13 protein-coding genes are annotated in these 15615 nt (G+C 71.2%); 4 read left to right on the forward strand and 9 right to left on the reverse strand.

Going from position 1 to position 15615, the window contains the following annotated elements:
* Positions 1 to 59 precede the first annotated feature (59 nt).
* The 4 genes from KQY30_RS01435 to KQY30_RS01450 all read right to left on the reverse strand — a co-directional run bounded on the left by KQY30_RS01435 (position 60) and on the right by KQY30_RS01450 (position 3563).
* The gene (locus tag KQY30_RS01435) at positions 60 to 1136 is read right to left on the reverse strand and encodes a PrsW family intramembrane metalloprotease (protein ID WP_217305178.1); all 1077 of its coding nucleotides are present in this window, start codon (positions 1134 to 1136) and stop codon (positions 60 to 62) included.
* Complete coding sequence (locus tag KQY30_RS01440; RefSeq protein ID WP_217305179.1) at positions 1133 to 1735, reverse strand: hypothetical protein; 603 nt, start codon at positions 1733 to 1735, stop codon at positions 1133 to 1135. Before KQY30_RS01440 ends, KQY30_RS01435 begins: the two co-directional genes overlap by 4 nt.
* Before the next feature lie 12 nt (positions 1736 to 1747).
* The gene (locus KQY30_RS01445) at positions 1748 to 2278 is read right to left on the reverse strand and encodes a cupin domain-containing protein (protein WP_217305180.1); all 531 of its coding nucleotides are present in this window, start codon (positions 2276 to 2278) and stop codon (positions 1748 to 1750) included.
* Between the two features lie 148 nt (positions 2279 to 2426).
* On the reverse strand, positions 2427 to 3563 hold the full coding sequence (locus KQY30_RS01450) for a type III polyketide synthase (RefSeq protein WP_217305181.1): 1137 nt from the start codon (positions 3561 to 3563) through the stop codon (positions 2427 to 2429).
* A 508-nt stretch (positions 3564 to 4071) separates the two neighbouring features.
* Here KQY30_RS01450 and KQY30_RS01455 point away from each other — a divergent pair.
* Complete coding sequence (locus tag KQY30_RS01455) at positions 4072 to 4713, forward strand: ScbR family autoregulator-binding transcription factor (protein ID WP_046504204.1); 642 nt, start codon at positions 4072 to 4074, stop codon at positions 4711 to 4713.
* 13 nt (positions 4714 to 4726) lie between these two features.
* Complete coding sequence (locus tag KQY30_RS01460) at positions 4727 to 5626, forward strand: NAD(P)H-binding protein (RefSeq protein ID WP_217305182.1); 900 nt, start codon at positions 4727 to 4729, stop codon at positions 5624 to 5626.
* Between the two features lie 84 nt (positions 5627 to 5710).
* On the opposite strand, the gene KQY30_RS01465 is transcribed toward KQY30_RS01460, so the two are convergent.
* A complete protein-coding gene (locus tag KQY30_RS01465; RefSeq protein WP_217305183.1) occupies positions 5711 to 6178 on the reverse strand; it encodes a PaaI family thioesterase in 468 nt (155 codons plus the stop codon).
* A gap of 94 nt (positions 6179 to 6272) precedes the next feature.
* Entirely contained in the window at positions 6273 to 6728 is a 456-nt protein-coding gene (locus tag KQY30_RS01470; protein WP_254406867.1) for a MerR family transcriptional regulator, read from the reverse strand.
* 190 nt (positions 6729 to 6918) lie between these two features.
* On the opposite strand from KQY30_RS01470, the gene KQY30_RS01475 reads away from it, so the two are divergent.
* Positions 6919 to 7515, forward strand: coding sequence for a DUF1349 domain-containing protein (locus KQY30_RS01475; protein ID WP_217305184.1), 597 nt, complete (start codon positions 6919 to 6921; stop codon positions 7513 to 7515).
* A gap of 100 nt (positions 7516 to 7615) precedes the next feature.
* Here the strand turns inward: KQY30_RS01475 and KQY30_RS01480 are convergent, their stop codons facing one another.
* Together KQY30_RS01480 and KQY30_RS01485 are read right to left on the reverse strand one after the other, a co-directional pair.
* Positions 7616 to 11152 carry a phosphodiester glycosidase family protein gene (locus KQY30_RS01480; RefSeq protein ID WP_254406868.1) on the reverse strand — a complete coding sequence of 1179 codons (3537 nt, stop codon included), beginning with the start codon at positions 11150 to 11152 and terminating at the stop codon, positions 7616 to 7618.
* 237 nt (positions 11153 to 11389) lie between these two features.
* On the reverse strand, positions 11390 to 13120 hold the full coding sequence (locus tag KQY30_RS01485) for a SpoIIE family protein phosphatase (protein WP_217305186.1): 1731 nt from the start codon (positions 13118 to 13120) through the stop codon (positions 11390 to 11392).
* Between the two features lie 145 nt (positions 13121 to 13265).
* Between KQY30_RS01485 and KQY30_RS01490 the strand changes: the two genes are divergently transcribed.
* Entirely contained in the window at positions 13266 to 15050 is a 1785-nt protein-coding gene (locus KQY30_RS01490; RefSeq protein ID WP_217305187.1) for an ABC transporter ATP-binding protein, read from the forward strand.
* A gap of 7 nt (positions 15051 to 15057) precedes the next feature.
* Here the strand turns inward: KQY30_RS01490 and KQY30_RS01495 are convergent, their stop codons facing one another.
* A complete protein-coding gene (locus KQY30_RS01495) occupies positions 15058 to 15552 on the reverse strand; it encodes an Lrp/AsnC family transcriptional regulator (RefSeq protein WP_217305188.1) in 495 nt (164 codons plus the stop codon).
* Positions 15553 to 15615: the final 63 nt, after the last annotated feature.

Consider the following 15615-nt stretch of genomic DNA (forward strand, 5'->3'; position numbering starts at 1 on the left):
GTGCCAGCGGGCGGCCTGGCATGGAGCGCTCTTGAGGTTTTTCCAAGCTGAACAACCGATTAATACGCTTGTCCATGGCGGGGATCCGAACCGGGCCCGGTTCCCGTGCTGTTGGCTGCGTGTTCCTCGACCACGTTGAGATAGGCGGAGGCCCTCGCCTCGGCGGCGGGCCGCAGCGCCGGGGGCACCCTTTGCAGTGCCCGCCGCCGGGAGCCGCGGGTGAGCAGATCGACCGAGAGCGGCGTCCGGGGTGAACGCAGAAAGGCGCGCGCCCGCCGCCGCGACCGATGCCGCAGGACAAGATAAAAGCCCGCCGCCACAACGAAGTTGACGGCCACCTTGCCGATGGTGCCCCCGACCGAGCCGAGCAGGGGCGCGTCGAAGAACCAGTGCATGGCCATGGCCGTCAGCAGGCAGAGCACCGCGGGAACGACCCGCCGGCGCGGCGGCCGGGCGTCGTGCGCGAGCAGAAAGCCGATCCCGGCTCCGGCGACACCGGTCATCGCCCAGTGCGAGCCCAGTCCGGTCAGTACGACCCGGGTGGCGAAGGACTGCATCACATCGGTGCCCCCGGCCACGCCCCCGCCGGCCAGGACGGAGTTCATGGCGTACGTCCAGTTCTCCACCACCTGGAAGCCGAGTCCGGTGAACGCGCCGAGGAAGAACCCGTCGAGCGGGCCGCGGACCAACTGACGTGCGCCCAGGGCGATCAGCAGGACCCCGCAGAGTTTGAGGACTTCCTCGTTGAGCGGTGCGGTGAGGGCCGCGGCCCACTCGGAGCCGAATTCGATGCCCCCGGTCTTGAACCAGATGCCGGTGAGCCCGGTGTTGGCCACGATGGCGCAGCCGGTCGCAGCGGTGGCGCCCCAGAGGACTCCGCTCCACACCCAGCCGCGCGGCGCCGCCCGGAAGGGCCGTACCCGCTGAAGGACCGTCACCCCGATCCCCACCGTGATCAGCAGCAGGACGAAGGCGAGCAGCGCGGCGCCGGGAAAGACCCGGATGATCGGGGAGAAGTCGGCGACGATCAGCGCGGCGCCGAGCAGGCACAGCAGCGCGCAGAGCCAGCCCACCGGCTGCCGTCGGAAGGACCCGCGTACCGACGCGTACGCCGATGACGGCATGGCCATGGTCATGACGCCTCCTGCGGAAAGGCGACGCTGCGGGCCACCGCCATCGCGTCGGCCACCGTGCCCGGTGTGGTGCCCGGCTCGGCCAGTACGGTGATCTGCACGGCGTAGTCCTGCTCGGGCGGCACCCACACGGTGGCGGTGCCGACGCGGTTCTCACGGGTCAGCGCGCCGGTCAGCCCGGTCGCGCCCGCCGTGCTGGTGACGGGCCGCGGGCCGCCCAGCCTGGTGTCCTCGTCCGCGACGGACAGGACCCGGCGCAGCCCGGTCCAGAGCTGCCCCGCGCTGGCGCCGGAGGACAGGTCGACATAGCCGGCGACCAGATCGACTCCGCCCCGGGACAGCGCGTACGAGGAGTCCGGATCGCTCCGTGACTTGCTCAGCCGCCAGCCCGCGCCGGTCACCCGCAGAGCGGCCATACTGCCGCCGGGCCCCAGCTCCAGCACCGTTCCGGACGGTACGGGCTCCTTGTCGGCGAGGACGCTGTCGATCAGCGGCCAGCCCGCGGTGAGGGCGGCCATGACGAGCAGGACGGCGACGACGGCCCAGCGCCGGGGGCGTACCGGCCGGCGGGGCAGGCGCCGGGTGACCGCTGCGGTGTCCATGCGGCGGGGCGCCTAGACGTCGTGGCGCAGCGGCGTGAGCTGCTCGATGTCGTACCGGACGCGCAGTTCGGCGATGGCCTCGGGGTCGGGCGTGCCGCCGTCCTTGAGGATGTCGAGCAGTTCCTCGAAGTACCGCTCGTGGTCGGACGGCGGGGACGACTGGAAGAACATCTTGGCGTCCTTGTCGCTCCGGTTGGCGAAGGCGTGGGGGCAGCCGGGCGGTACGACGACGACCGTGCCGGGAGTGACCCGCACGGACCTCAGCCCGGAGGCGGACTCCCAGTGGCGCCAGTCCTCGCTCAGCACGCGCGGTTCGAAGGCCAGGACGTCCAGCTCGCCTTCGAGGAGGTAGAACAGTTCCTCGCTGCGGGTGTGGCGGTGGGCGCCGACGTCGAAGCCGGGCGGTACGACGACCTCGAAGGTGGAGGAGACCCGGGAGTGCTCCCCGGTGACCTTGAAGGTCACCTGCTGGGCCGCGGTACGGATGACGGTGCCCCCGCCCGGGGGCACGATCAGGCCCTCGGACTTCGTCAGCTCGGTCATGCGGTGCTCCAGGGCGGTGGGATGCGGTGGGAGGCCGGTCACCGGGCGGCCGGCCGCGTCTCGGGACCGGTGCCGGTGGTTCCGCGGCGGCGCCTTGCGGCCGGCCGGGTGACGGCGGCCGCGGCGGTCGTGGCCGGGCCCGTCATGGTCAGCTCACCGGTTCGGTCGCCGGACGGGCACTGCGGCCGCGCGTCCCGAACACCTGGCGCTCCGCCACGGCGGACACGGGCCCCGCCCCGCTGGTCGTCCACCGGCCCAGGGCCATCTCGGCGGTGATGCCGGGGCCGAAACCGGCGATGATGCCCCGCTCCCCGGGGGCGAGCCCGCCCTCGTCGAAGAGCCTCCGTACGGCGTCGAGGACGACGGCGCTGGCGATGTTCCCGTAGTCGGTCAGGGTGCCCCGGCTGAACCGGAACGCCTCGGGGTCCACCTCAAGGAAGTGGCTGAGGTCGTCCAGGATGCGCGGGCCGCCTGCGTGGATGATGTAGAAGTCGAGGCCGGTGGCGTCCCAGCCGTGCTGATCGGCGATCGCGCGGAGCGCCGGGGCCAGCGGCTCCATGGTGGTGGGTACGCGCTTGTCCAGCAGGAAGTGGAAGCCGGTGGCCCGGACGCTGTAGGCGATCCAGTCGGTGGTGTCGGGCACCAGGTGGGAGCCGTTGCGCTCCAGGGCGATACCGATGCCGCCCTCGCCCCGGACGACGGCGGCGGCGACCGCGTCCCCGAACAGGCCGTTGGACAGCAGCGAGCCCACCCCGAGATCGGTGGGCTGGTAGCAGAGCGAGCAGAATTCGCAGGCGACGATGAGCACGTTGGCCCCGGGGTAGGCCCGGCAGAAGTCGTGCGCTCTGTTGATGGCCGCTCCGCCCGCCGCGCAGCCGAGCTGGGCGATGGGGAGCTGGCGGGTGTGGGTGGGGAACTCCATGGTGTTGATCAGCCAGGCAGTGAGCGACGGCATCATGAATCCCGTGCACGAGACATAGACGATCAGATCGATGTCCGCGGGACGGAGATGCGCGTGGTCGAGGGCGCTGTCGATCACGGCGGGCACGCGGGCCTTGGCCTCGGACTCGTACAGCAGGTTCCGGTGTTCGAAGCCCGGATGGCGCAAGGTGTCCTCGATGGGCTGGACGATATGGCGTTTGGCGACCCCGGTGTTCCGGATCAGCCGCAGCGCGAGAGCCAGTTGCGGGTGGTCCGGGTGCAGCGAACGGGCGAGAGCGAGCGTGTCTTCCATGGTGATCACATGCTCGGGAACCGAGACAGCGGGTTTGCACAGGGTCGCCACGAGCGCTCTCCTTCATTCGTGATCGCAGTGAACTGCGGCCCACACTCATGGGTGGCCAATCACCACGCAACCCGGGAGACGCGGGCGGAAGGCGCGCGGAGAGGGCCGTCCCTGAGGGATCGGAGCGGGATACGAAGAACCGTCAGGGCTCCATGAGCCGACTACGGAACGTAGGGACGGAGCGGGCCGGTTGGGCCGTTCGGGCGGTGTCGCGCGCCGTCGGGCGCGGTACGTCGTACTGATCCACGAAGGCCGCGAACCCGAGCCGACCGCGCCGAATCCAAACCAAACCGAATAACCTGTTTCGCAGCGTCCTGCATCCGCTACGCGCACCAACACGCGTACGGCCGCCCACCGCCACGGGACACGGCAGTGTACGAGTCTCCGCGTCCGTCCCAAATTGTTATGGCGAACAGGATATATTCCGCATCCCGTTGAGCACTATAGTACGGGGTGGGCGGTTTGTTTCTTCGAGGTGCCCGTCTGACGGTCTGTAGAGAGGCATTTCATGGCAACACAGGAGCGCGCCATCCGGACGCGCACGGCGATCCTGGAAGCGGCCGGAGCGGTCTTCGACGAGTACGGCTACGCGTCGACCACGCTCACGATGGTTCTCCAACGGGCCCGCGTCACCAAGGGCGCCCTCTACTTCCACTTCCAGTCCAAGGAGGCACTGGCCCAGGCCGTCCTCGACGAGCAGGTGCAGCTCGGAGCCGTTCCCCCGCAGCCCTGCAAATTACAGGAAGTCGTCGACATCACCTTCGCCGTCGCCCATCGGCTGCTGGACAACGCGTTGCTCAGGGGGAGCGTCCGGCTCACCGTGGACCAGGGCGCGCCTCCCGGGATCGATCACAGCGGCCCGTTCCGCCAGTGGCCCGAGCACCTCATCACGCTGATGGAACAGGCCCGTGAGCAGGGCGAGTTGCTGCCCAATGTGCAGCCGCGGGAGACGGTGGAGCTGCTGGTCGGCGCGTTCGCGGGCATCCAGATCATGTCCCGGGCGCTCACCCAGCGCGAGGATCTCGGGCACCGGGTCTCCACGCTCTGGGGCCACATACTGCCGAGCATCGCGGTCCCCGGGCTGATGCCCAGTATCGACACCGCGCCGGACCGGGGCGCGCGGGTGACGGCGGCGGACTACCGGGGCTGAGGGGGCTTGGGCGATGATCCTGCTCACCGGGGTCACCGGGACGGTCGGACGGCTGGTGGCGGAGCGTCTGCGCGCCACGCTCCCCACTCCCTCCGCCGCTGTCCCGGCCCCCGCCCGCACCGGTGAGCCCGTACGACTGCTCGCGCGCGACCCTCGCCGTATCGCCGCGTTCGCCGGCCCCCGGACGGAGATCGTGGGCGGCGACTTCGCGGAGCCGGACAGTCTGGCCGTGGCGATGAAGGGGGTCAGGGCCGCGTTTCTGGTGACGGCCGACCCGCTCGCACCGGCCCATGACGAGCACCTGATCGCGGCGGCGCGCTCCGCGGGTGTACGGCATGTCGTGAAGCTCTCCGCGCAGGCGGTGGCCGAGCCGGACGCCATGGATCTGATCACCCGCTGGCAGCGCCGCAACGAGGATCTGATCCGCGCCTCCGGCCTGGAGTGGACCTTTCTGCGGCCCCGGTCCTTCATGTCCAACACCCTGGGTTGGGCGCGCTCGGTCCGGGAGGAGGGCGTGGTACGGGGGTTCGGCGGCGCGTCTCCCAATGCCACGGTCGATCCCCGCGATCTCGCCGACATCGCCGTGCTCTGCCTCACCGGAGCCGTTCCCTCCGGCCGGGCCCATGCCCTCACCGGTCCGGCCGCGATCAGCCCCGTACAGCAGGTGGCCGCGCTGTCCGAGGTGCTGGCACGCCCCCTGCGGTTCGCGGAGCTGACGCGGGACCAGGCGTACGAGCGGCTGCTCGCCCGGTATCCGGCCGCGGTGGCCGGCGCGCTGATGCGGAGTGCCGAGCGGCAGCGGACGGGCGGCAAGGCGGGGGTGGAGCCGACGATGGAGGCGCTTCTGGGCCGGCCGGCCGGTTCGTACCGCGCTTGGGCGTCGGACCATCGCAGAGCGTTCCAGCCCGCCTGACCGCGGGCGCGCGCCGGACGAGGCCGTCGTACGAGGCCGCAGCTCCAGGTGGTCCGGATGTCCGAGAAGCCCGGGCAGGGCCGGTCAGGCGGCTTCCGGCAAACGCCGGACGCTCCAGTCGAAGGTTCCCCGGCACACCGGCGTACCCGTACCGTCGACGACTTCGGCGGAGGTGCTGAGACGCGCGCGGTCGCTCTCGCCGGAGAGGACGGTCCGCAGCGCCTCGCGGGCCGTGTCGTCCAGCCGGCAGGACGCGACCAGACGGCCGCGGGCGGGGGCGAGGAACTCCATGGAGACCGCGGCACCCAGCGGCACCACACCCCGGAAGGCGTCCGCGCTCTCGCTCAGCGCGATCATCGCGGCGAGCCCGGCGGCGTCGACAAGGGCGATCAGACCGCTGGAGTGCAGCGAGCCGATCACATTGGTCAGGGCGTGAGGCGTCGAGAGGGCGAGTTCGGCCGCGCCGTCCGCCGCGCGCAGCACCTCGATCCCGGCCGTGCGGTGGGCGGGGACGGGGTCCAGCAGCGTACGCGCCAGAGCGGTGGCATCCACCGGGCCATCGTCGCGCGCCGGGACGACGGGCGGGTGGCCGCGCGGCCAACGACGGTGGAAAGCCGACCGGCCCCGGCTCACCATCGGCCCCCGCTCATGGACGGTCGGCCCGCTGCTCGGACATGTGCCGCTCGAACGAGTGCGCGCCCGCGCCCGTGCGATAGAAGTCGATCTTCTTCTCGATGGCGGCGAGATGCCGCCGGGTCTCGTCGAGCTGTTCGAGTACGCGCTCGCGGTGCTGTTCCAGTACGGCCAGCCGCTCCGCCTCGTTGCCCTCGCGCCGGCAGATCTCGGTGTAGGCGCGGATGTCCCGGATCGGCATTCCGGTGCCGCGGAGCATGACGATGCCCGCGAGCCAGTTCAGATCGCGGGCGAAGTACCGCCGCTGGCCCGACGGGGCGCGGTCGGCGGGCAGCGCGGTCAGCCCCTCGCGCTCGTAGTAGCGCAGGGTGTCGACGCTGAGCCCGCAGACCGCCGCGGCCTCCCCGATCGTCAGCCCGCCGTTCGGGATCTCCTCGTCCGGCATCGGCCGGTGAACCACTGAAGCCATGGATCCAGACTCCCCCTGGAGCGCGCTCCAGGGCAAACGGAGGCACACGAACGGACGCACACGACCGCCTGCGAAGAGCCCGCGGCCCGCCGTCAACGGCCATGGGATTCTTGGTGTCGATCAACGGCGGGCACCGCCGATGGACAAGCGCTGAAGCACTGACACACCGAGCACTGATACGAGGAGCGACATGGGCGAGAGCGCCACCGGTACGGAGTCATGCCTGGGCCTCACCGACTGGACCTGGCTCAACCCGCCTGCCCACTGGGCCGCCGTCGACGACGCCCTGGATGTCACCACGGCCCCGGACACGGACTTCTGGGTGAAGACCCACTACGGCTTCGTCCGCGACACCGGCCATGCCCTGCTGCGACCGGTGCCCGCGAGCTTCCGGCTGCGTATCACCTTCTCCGGTGACTACCGCGAACAGTACGACCAAGCCGGGCTGTTGCTCCGGCTCGACGAGAAGAACTGGATCAAGACGGGCATCGAGTACGTCGACGGCCGCCAGCAGCTCAGCGCCGTCGTCACCCGCGAGGTGTCCGACTGGAACGTCGTACCGCTCGCCCATCTCACCGACACCCCCGGGCCGGTGACCGTCGAGCTGCTGCGCGAGGGCGACACCGTCACGGTGCACTACGGCGTCGACGGGAATCCGGAGACCATGCTGCGGCTCGCCTACTTCCCGCCGGAGACGGCCGCACAGGCGGGACCGATGTGTGCCTCTCCCGACGGGAAGGGTTTCACGGCCCGTTTCACCGCGCTGCGTCTCGACGACCTGTCCTGACGGGCCGGGCCCGGCGGCGGTACACACCCCGCAGGACACAGCGGTGGTCCGCGCCCCGTGCTGGCGCGGACCACCCTGGTCGCTCACAACGTTCAGAACATCAGGCCGCGGGAGTGACCTGGGCCGCTCCACCCGCCGAGGACGCGGCGACGCGGATCTCCGCCCGCCGCGTCACCCCGTTCACAGTCACCGCGAGTGTGACCGTGCCCGGCCGCAGCGCGGTCAGTGTGCCCGTCACCGGGTCGAAGACCGCCGTATGGCGCGGGCGTGCGCCGTCCCGGTCCCCGATCCGGAGATTCGGGGATCCGGTCCAGTCGGCGCTCAGCGGGAAGCCGACCGGGATCTGCCGGCTCCCCTGGGTGACGGCGGCCGTGACCCGCGCGCTGTGCCGGGGCGCCAGCACGGCCGGCGCGTCGAGCGTCAGCGCGTCCGTGTGCGCGCGTGTCTGTACGGAGACCCAGTCGGGCCCGCCCTGCCACGGCTTGAGCCGCGCCATCGCCTGCTCGCCGCGCGAGATCCGGTCGACGCCGACCAGCGACCAGCCGGTGAAGCCGCCCTCGGCCGCGGGGGCGGCGGGCGCCTTGCCCGAGTTGCCGTTGATCAGATACGGCACGCCGTCCACGTGCGAGGCGTGGAAGACCCCGACATGGCTGCCGATGAGGCCCGCGCCCTTGCCGGTCGTACGGCGGAACTCCGCGAGCCACTGTTCGATCAGGGCGGCCTCCTTGCGGTCGCTCAGCTCGCTGGCCTTCTGGACCGTCGGGTCGCGCGGCGGTACATGCTCGATCAGCATGACCGAGCGGATCCGGTCGTCCCGCGCCGCCGCGTCCAACCGCTCACGAACGGCTCTGATCTGGGCGAGCCCGCCGCCGCGCAGGGTCAGGCTCGACGTGTCGAGGGTGAGGAAGCGGGTGCCCTCGTGGTCGAAGGTCCGCTGGGCGGGGCCGAACTGGTCGGTGAAGTTCTTGATGGAGCCGCCCATCACCTCATGGTTGCCGGGCACGTAGTACCAGGGCACCGCGTCCCCCAGCTCCTCCGTCAGCACCGTACGGGCGAAGGCGAGATCCGCGGGTGAGCCCTCGTCGACGAGATCCCCGTTGATCACCACGAAGTCCGGCCGCGCGGCCCGGATCTCGCGCAGGGTACGGCGGGCCTGTGCCACCAACGGACTGTCCGGGGTCCGGGCGACGAACTGGGCGTCGGACATCACCGCGAACCGCCAGTCCCTGCCCTCCGTGTCCGCCGCCGAGTCGATCAACGGGTCGGCCGGGCGCGGCTGTTCGGGCAGATTCACGGTCGGCGGCACCTGCGCCGTCAGATCGTCGATCACGATCCCGCCCGTGTACAGCTTGGTGGCGGCGGTCTCGGCGAGATAGAAGCGGTACACACTCAGCGGTGTCGCCGCCCCGGCCGGCACCGCGAAGGTCACCTGCTGCCAGCCGGTCCAGGTGACATACGGTCCGCGCAGCAACTGGTCGGAGCCCGCCGCGTCCTTGAGGTGCAGGGTGGGCCAGGCGCCCTTGCCGTCGCCCTTGATCCAGAGCTTGAAGGACTGCGGCTGTCCCGGCACCGCGATCCGCGCCGGCGGACTGGCGTAGGCGGCGCGGGTGGCGGTGGACTGGGTGAAGTCGTACGAGAGGGTCAGCCCGGTGCCGGTGTGGCCGTCGGGCGTGGGCGAGACCGAGCCGCTCGCACGGGCCTGGCTGAAGGTCCAGGACGCGGCGTCGTCGAAGGCGGAGACCTGCTGCTCCTCCAGTCCGACAACTACGGCGAGTACGGCCGTGGTGCCGCCGGCCTGCGCGGTGATCCGGCCGGCTCCGGTGTCCCCGAGGGACTTCACGGTGAAGGAGCCCCGGCCGTCGTCGGTGACGCCGAACAGCGAGTGGTCGTACTCCAGCCGTACGTCCCGGGGTTCGATGGGCGCGCTGGTGCCCTGGGCGTCGAGGCCGACAAGACCGAAGGTTCCGGTCGCGTCCGCCCCGGCGAGTCCCACGCGCCGGGTGGTCGGCTGGATACGGTCGAGCGGGCCGAGCACGGTCAGTTCCGTACCGCCCGCCGCGTGTCCGCGCTCGGCGCGTACCTCGGTGGTGCCACTGGCGCGCGCCGTGAACACCCCCTGGCTGTCGACCCGGCCGACCGAGGACCGTACGGCCCGCCAGCGCGGTGTGCCGGCCGCGGGGCCGTACGTCTCGTCGTATCCGGCGGCGGTGAGGCGGCGGGTCAGTCCGGGGAAGACCCGCTCGGGGTGGCCGCCCCTGACCGGGTCGGTGGTCGGTGCCGCGCCCGCGGGGGTACGGGTCTCGACCCAGAAGCCGGTGAGCCGGCCGGTGCCGTCCGGCGCGGTGAGGGCGAGACCGTTGGGCACGGTGCGCTCGCTGCCGTCGGAGGGACTGTTCTCCACACGCAGGGCGTCGCTGCCGGGGGCGCGGGCGACCAGAGTGGAGGAGCCGCCGCCGTCGAGGTTGAGGGCGTTGTACGCCCCGGCGTCACGCATCATCAGGCCCAGCTCGGTGAGGGTGACTCCGCCGCTGTCGGCCTGCCGGCCGTCGACGGTGATCACCTGCATGGTGCTGCCGTCCTGGGAGAAGCCGACGGCGGTACGGGGGGCCGCGGTGTTGTTGCCCGCCCCCTCGTGGCTCCGTGCCACGCCGTCCACCACGAGCAGTTCCCTGCCGCCGACCGCGGTGCGCGGCACGGGGCCGCTGTCGGTGCGCGGCCGGAATTCCAGCGACACCGGGTCGCCGGGCCGCAGCGCGGCCAGCGCCACGGCGCCCGCCTCCCGGCCGACGAGGACGGTCGTACCCTCGGCGATCGGGCCCGTTCCCGGCGCGGCCGACACCGAGACGACCTTGCCGTCGCGGACGGCCGCCTCCGCGACGGGAGTGGCCCGGTCCACGGTGAGCCGGCGGTCGGCCTCACCCCAGCCCGCGGTGTACGCGCCGATACCGCCGACGGGCACATTGGCCGCGTTGTACGCCTCCAGCGCCCGCGGTCCCGAGGGAAGGGTGACGGTGCCGTCGAAGTAGAGCTTCAGGATCCGGCCCGCGCTGCCGGGTCCGATACCGACGGCCTGGTTGGCGCCGGTCGCCGGGGAGTGGACGGGCTGCCCGTTCGCGACACCGGGGCCCTGGGGCGCGCCCGTCTCGTTGATGTCGAAGAAGTCGGCGTTGATGGCGGCGACGGTGCGGCGGCCCGGTCCGGCGTCATGGGCCGCGGCGAGCTGGGAGACCGTACGGCGCTCGGAGACCTTGCCCGAGAAGAGGTAGTCCGCCTCGGCACCCGTGCCGTCGAGGTCGACGGAGAGCGCGTCGACCCGCAGCCACTTGTCGGATTCGAGCCGGTCGTACGAGGTGAGCCGGATGCCGGGGGCGATCGGGCGCGACGCGCGCGCGGTCTCGATGCCGTCGCCGTCGGCGATGGCTCTGGTGCTGCTGGCGGATCCGGCGCTCCCGGCGGACTGCGGAACGGCGGTGGCCGCGCTCGCGGGCGGCGGGGCGACCGGCCGCAGGATCTCGGCGGCGGTACGGGGACGGGGGTCGGGGACGGAATCGGCGAAGGACGGGGCTGCCGCCCCCGCCGTCAGAGCGGTGACCGCCGCGAACAGCACGGCGGACCGCCGGGCAAAGCCTGGGCCCACAACTTCTCCTGGAAGACGGTGGATGCGCGGTTGGTAAGCGCTGTCGGCCGCCAGCATTGCCGTGCACACACCAATGAACCAGGGGTCCGTGGGAACACAGGGGAGAACACGCGGTGACACGGTGAAGCGGAGGGGAGCACACCCGGAGGGGGCACACCGGTCTCCGAGGGACCGTCAGGATGGGCCGGGCGCACACCGGTTGTACAGAAGTGCCTGAAGTGCCTCAGTGGCGCCGGGTCACGCCCGGTGCGCCCCATCCGCGGAGCGGCGCCCGGTCACCGGGGAGCGCACGGGTCCCGCCGCGTCCCGGCGCAGCAGCAACAGCGCCATGTCGTCCTCGCCGCTCTCCTGCCCCAGCTCGTCGAACAGCAGGTCCGCCAGCTCCGTCGGATCCGCCGGGCCCGTCCGTACCTTCTCCTTCAGTACGTCGAGCCGCTCGCCCAGATCGGTTCCTGGCTGCTCCACCAGGCCGTCGGTGAAGAGCAGCAGGGTCTCGCCGGGCCCGAGCACGCCGGTGGTGAGGGGGTAGCCGATCTCGTCCGGCCGGGTGAACTCCGTGGAGAGCCCGAGCGGCAGCCCGCCCGCCGCCGGGATCCAGTGGCAGGTCCCGTCCGTGTGCCGCAGCAGCGGATCGAGATGCCCGGCTCGCACGATCCGCAGTGCCCCGCTCACCAGGTTCACCTCCGCGTACGTACAGGTCGCGAAGCGGTCGGTGCCCAGCTCGTGCAGCAGCGCCGAGGCCCGGGCCAGCGCGGTCGGCGGCGGATGCCCCTCGGCCGCGTACGCCCAGAGCGCCATGCGCAGTTGCCCCATGACCACCGCCGCGTCGGTGTCATGGCCCTGGACATCGCCGATGGTCAGCCCCACCCGGTCGCCCGGCAGCGGAAGCACGTCGTACCAGTCGCCGCCGACACTGCGGCCCATGCGCGCCGAGCGGTAGCGCACGGCGGTACGCGCGCCGGGCACCTCGGGGATACGGCGCGGAAGCATCGCCTGCTGGAGACCCTCGGCGAGGTCGTGCTCCTGTTCGTACAGCATGGCGCGCTGCAAGCTCTGCGCGATGCTGCTGCTGAGGGCGATCAGCAGATTGCGTTCGTCGTCGCTGAACTCGCCGTGCCGGGGGTAGAGCAGGCCGAGCGCGCCGATCGGCCGTGCCTGGGCGGTCAGCGGCAGATAGGCGGCGGAGCCGACCGACAGCCGTTCGATGTGCGGCCAGAGGAGGGGGTAGCCGGAGCGGAACTCCTCCCAGGAGGTGATGAAGATCGGCCGCTGGGTGCGGACCACGTCGCTCATCGGGAACCGCTCGTCGATCCGGGTGTAGCGCAACTCCGGGACGTACGCGCCGAGGCGCCCCTCGCAGACCAGCCGGATCCGGCCGCCCTCGATCACCCCGAGCATCACACTGACGGCCTTGAGCTGTCCGAGCGCCTGCTCGTCCTTCAGTACGGCGATGACATCGTCCATCGAGGAGGCGCGGGCGAGCAGATCGGTGGTCCGGCCCACCACTCCGGTCAGCCGGCGCCGCCCCTCGTCGACATCGCTTCTGAGGGCGGCCTCGGCCAGTTCCTCCTCGGCGCTCCGTACGATGCCGATGATCCGGCGGGGCCGCCCGGCCTCGTGCCTGATATGGGCCTGGGTGTGGGTCCAGCGGAGTGATCCGTCGGGATGACGGATGCGGAAGTACGCGCCGTAGGAGGGTGCGCCCTCCTTCAACGCCTGGGCGATCAGGGCCTTGAGCCGGGCCGCCTCGCCGTTCGGGACCAGATCGAGCAGGGTGCCGGGATCGCCGTCGAACTCCTCGGGGCGCAGGCCGAAGATCTCGAGCGCGGGCCCGTCGAGATGGACCAGCCCGCTGTCGAGATTCCAGTCGAAACCGCCCATGCGGTTCAGCGCGAGGCTCAGATCCGGATGGGCGGGCCAGTCGTCCGGCAGCGACACGGCAGCCGGAGGGTGACCCCGATCAGCCATGGAGCCACCATCTCATCGATCGGTCCGCCCCACGCGCCGAGAAGCCGCCCCGGAAAGCGCTTCCGGCGGTGGCCGGGTGGGAGGAGACTGCTTGTCTGCACACCGAGGGCTTATATGATCATCACGAAAGAGGACTCCGCTCTCCATGCAGAATCCCGAATCTCCCCGTTCGAGTCCGCTGGACCACCACTACTCGGGGGAGCACCCGCTCCGCACGCTCGCCTATCTCTTCCGTCCCGACCGCTACCGGCTGGTGCTGGCCGTCCTCGTCTTCGCCGTCAAGCACATCCCGGTCTGGCTGCTGCCACTGATCACGGCCAACATCATCGACGTGGTGGTGGACCACAGGCCCATCGCCCATCTCTGGTTCAACACGGGGGCCGTGGTGCTGGTCCTCGTCCTCAATTTCCCGCTGCATCTGCTGTACGCGCGCCTGATGAGCACCAGCATCCGCCGGATGGGCCGTGAGCTGCGCTCGGCCCTCTGCCGCCGGATGCAGCATCTCTCCATCGGCTACCACTCCCGGGTCAGCGCGGGCGTGCTCCAGACCAAGGTCGTACGGGATGTCGAGGCCGTGGAGACGATGACCCAGCAGAGCGCCGACATGGGGCTCGGCGCCATCATGACGCTGCTGGGCGGTCTCGCGGTGATCGGCTACCGCACCCCGGTCGTGCTGCCGGTGTTCCTGGTCGTCGTCCCGCTGGCGGCGCTGCTGGTACGCCGGCTCCGCTCCCGGATCCGCAGCAACAACGAGGAATTCCGGCTGGAGGTCGAGCGGCTCTCCTCCCGGGTCGGCGAGATGACCACCCTGATCCCGATCACCCGCGCCCACGGACTGGAGCGCGCGGCCCTGCACCGGGTCGACAACACACTGGAGCGGGTGGTCACCGCCGGATTCCGGCTCGATCTGCTCAACGGCCGCTTCGGATCGCTCTCCTGGATCCTGCTCAACACCATGGCGGTCGGCTGTCTCTCGGGCTCGGCGGCCGTCGCGTACTACGGCTGGATGGGGCTCACCGCGGGCGATGTCGTGATGATCAGCACCTTCTTCACCGCGCTGACGGCCTCGCTGACGACCTTGATGAATCTGACCCCGATCATCTCCAAGGGCCTGGAGTCGGTACGGTCGGTCGGCGAGGTCCTCCAGGCGCCCGATCTGGAGAGCAACGAGGGCAAGACGTCCGTCGACCGGGTCGAGGGACGGATCGACTTCCAGGGCACGGGCTTCCGCTATCCCGGCGCGACCGAGCACTCGGTGAGCGGCTTCGACCTGTCAGTGCGGCCCGGCGAGACCGTCGCGCTGGTGGGGGCGTCGGGCGCGGGCAAGTCCACGATCCTCAATCTGCTGATCGGTTTCATCAGGCCCACGGAGGGCCGGATCCTGCTCGACGGCTCGGACATGGCGTCCCTGGACCTGCGCACCTACCGGCGCTTCCTGTCCGTCGTACCGCAGGAGTCCATCCTGTTCGAGGGGACCATCCGGGAGAACGTCACCTACGGTCTGGAAGGCGGTGCGGACGAGAACGCGCTGCGGGAGGCGCTGCTCGCGGCCCACGCCATGGAGTTCGTGGAGCGGCTGCCCGACGGTCTCGACACGGTCGTGGGGCAGCGCGGCGCCCGGCTGTCGGGCGGCCAGAAGCAGCGGCTCGCGATCGCCCGGGCGCTGATCAGGGATCCACGGGTGCTGGTGCTGGACGAGGCGACCTCGGCGCTGGACAACCGGTCGGAGGGGCTGATCCAGGACGCGCTGTCCCATCTCGTCCGGGGCAGAACGGTGTTCGTCGTCGCACACCGGCTCTCCACCATCAGGAACGCCGACCGCATCATCGTGATGGAGCACGGCCGGATCGTCGAGGCGGGCAGCCATCACGAACTGCTGGCCCGGGGCGGCCCGTACGCCACCACCCTCCAGCCCCGCCGCTCCGGCTGAACCGGGGTCAGGGACGGGGGCGGGCCCGGCCGGGACGGTCGTCCCCGGCCGGGTCGATACGGCGGGCCCTGACATGTTCGTACGCGAGTGTCGTCTGTACGTCGGCGACCTCGCGGCGTTCGGTGAGGCGGTCGATGACAAAAGCGTAGACGCCGTCGACATCCGGAACGGCGACATGGAGCAGGAAGTCATGGGCGCCGGAGGTGACGAACAGACCGATCACCTCCGGCAGCCGTGCGGCCCATTCGCGGAACCCCTCGATGACCGGCCGGGCCGGGGGCCGGATACGGACCGAGATCAGAGCCTGTACGGGCCGTCCGATCGCCCCGAGATCGACCGCCGCGTGGTAGCCGGTGATGACACCGCGCTCGCGCAGCAGCCGTACCCGCTCCAGCGAGGTGGAGGGGGAGACCCCGGTCTTGGCTGCCAGCTCGCGGTTGGTCTGCCGTGCATCGTTCTGCAGCTCCCGCAGCAGAGCTTGATCGACCGCATCAAATTTCATCGGACACCTCGGAAGCCGTACCAAATACGGCGGGCAGAGACAGAGCCGGGACGTCTGCCTAGC

Origin of the sequence: Streptomyces sp. GMY02, assembly GCF_019056675.1 — a bacterium.
Classification (GTDB): Bacteria; Actinomycetota; Actinomycetes; order Streptomycetales; family Streptomycetaceae; genus Streptomyces; species Streptomyces odonnellii.

Excerpts from the sequence above, each read along its gene's own strand:
- KQY30_RS01435 (WP_217305178.1), bottom strand. The coding sequence starts at position 1,136 with ATGACCATGGCCATGCCGTCATCGGCGTACGCGTCGGTACGCGGGTCC.
- KQY30_RS01440 (WP_217305179.1), bottom strand. The coding sequence starts at position 1,735 with ATGGACACCGCAGCGGTCACCCGGCGCCTGCCCCGCCGGCCGGTACGC.
- KQY30_RS01445 (WP_217305180.1), bottom strand. The coding sequence starts at position 2,278 with ATGACCGAGCTGACGAAGTCCGAGGGCCTGATCGTGCCCCCGGGCGGG.
- KQY30_RS01455 (WP_046504204.1), top strand. The coding sequence starts at position 4,072 with ATGGCAACACAGGAGCGCGCCATCCGGACGCGCACGGCGATCCTGGAA.
- KQY30_RS01460 (WP_217305182.1), top strand. The coding sequence starts at position 4,727 with ATGATCCTGCTCACCGGGGTCACCGGGACGGTCGGACGGCTGGTGGCG.
- KQY30_RS01470 (WP_254406867.1), bottom strand. The coding sequence starts at position 6,728 with ATGGCTTCAGTGGTTCACCGGCCGATGCCGGACGAGGAGATCCCGAAC.
- KQY30_RS01475 (WP_217305184.1), top strand. The coding sequence starts at position 6,919 with ATGGGCGAGAGCGCCACCGGTACGGAGTCATGCCTGGGCCTCACCGAC.
- KQY30_RS01485 (WP_217305186.1), bottom strand. The coding sequence starts at position 13,120 with ATGGCTGATCGGGGTCACCCTCCGGCTGCCGTGTCGCTGCCGGACGAC.
- KQY30_RS01490 (WP_217305187.1), top strand. The coding sequence starts at position 13,266 with ATGCAGAATCCCGAATCTCCCCGTTCGAGTCCGCTGGACCACCACTAC.
- KQY30_RS01495 (WP_217305188.1), bottom strand. The coding sequence starts at position 15,552 with ATGAAATTTGATGCGGTCGATCAAGCTCTGCTGCGGGAGCTGCAGAAC.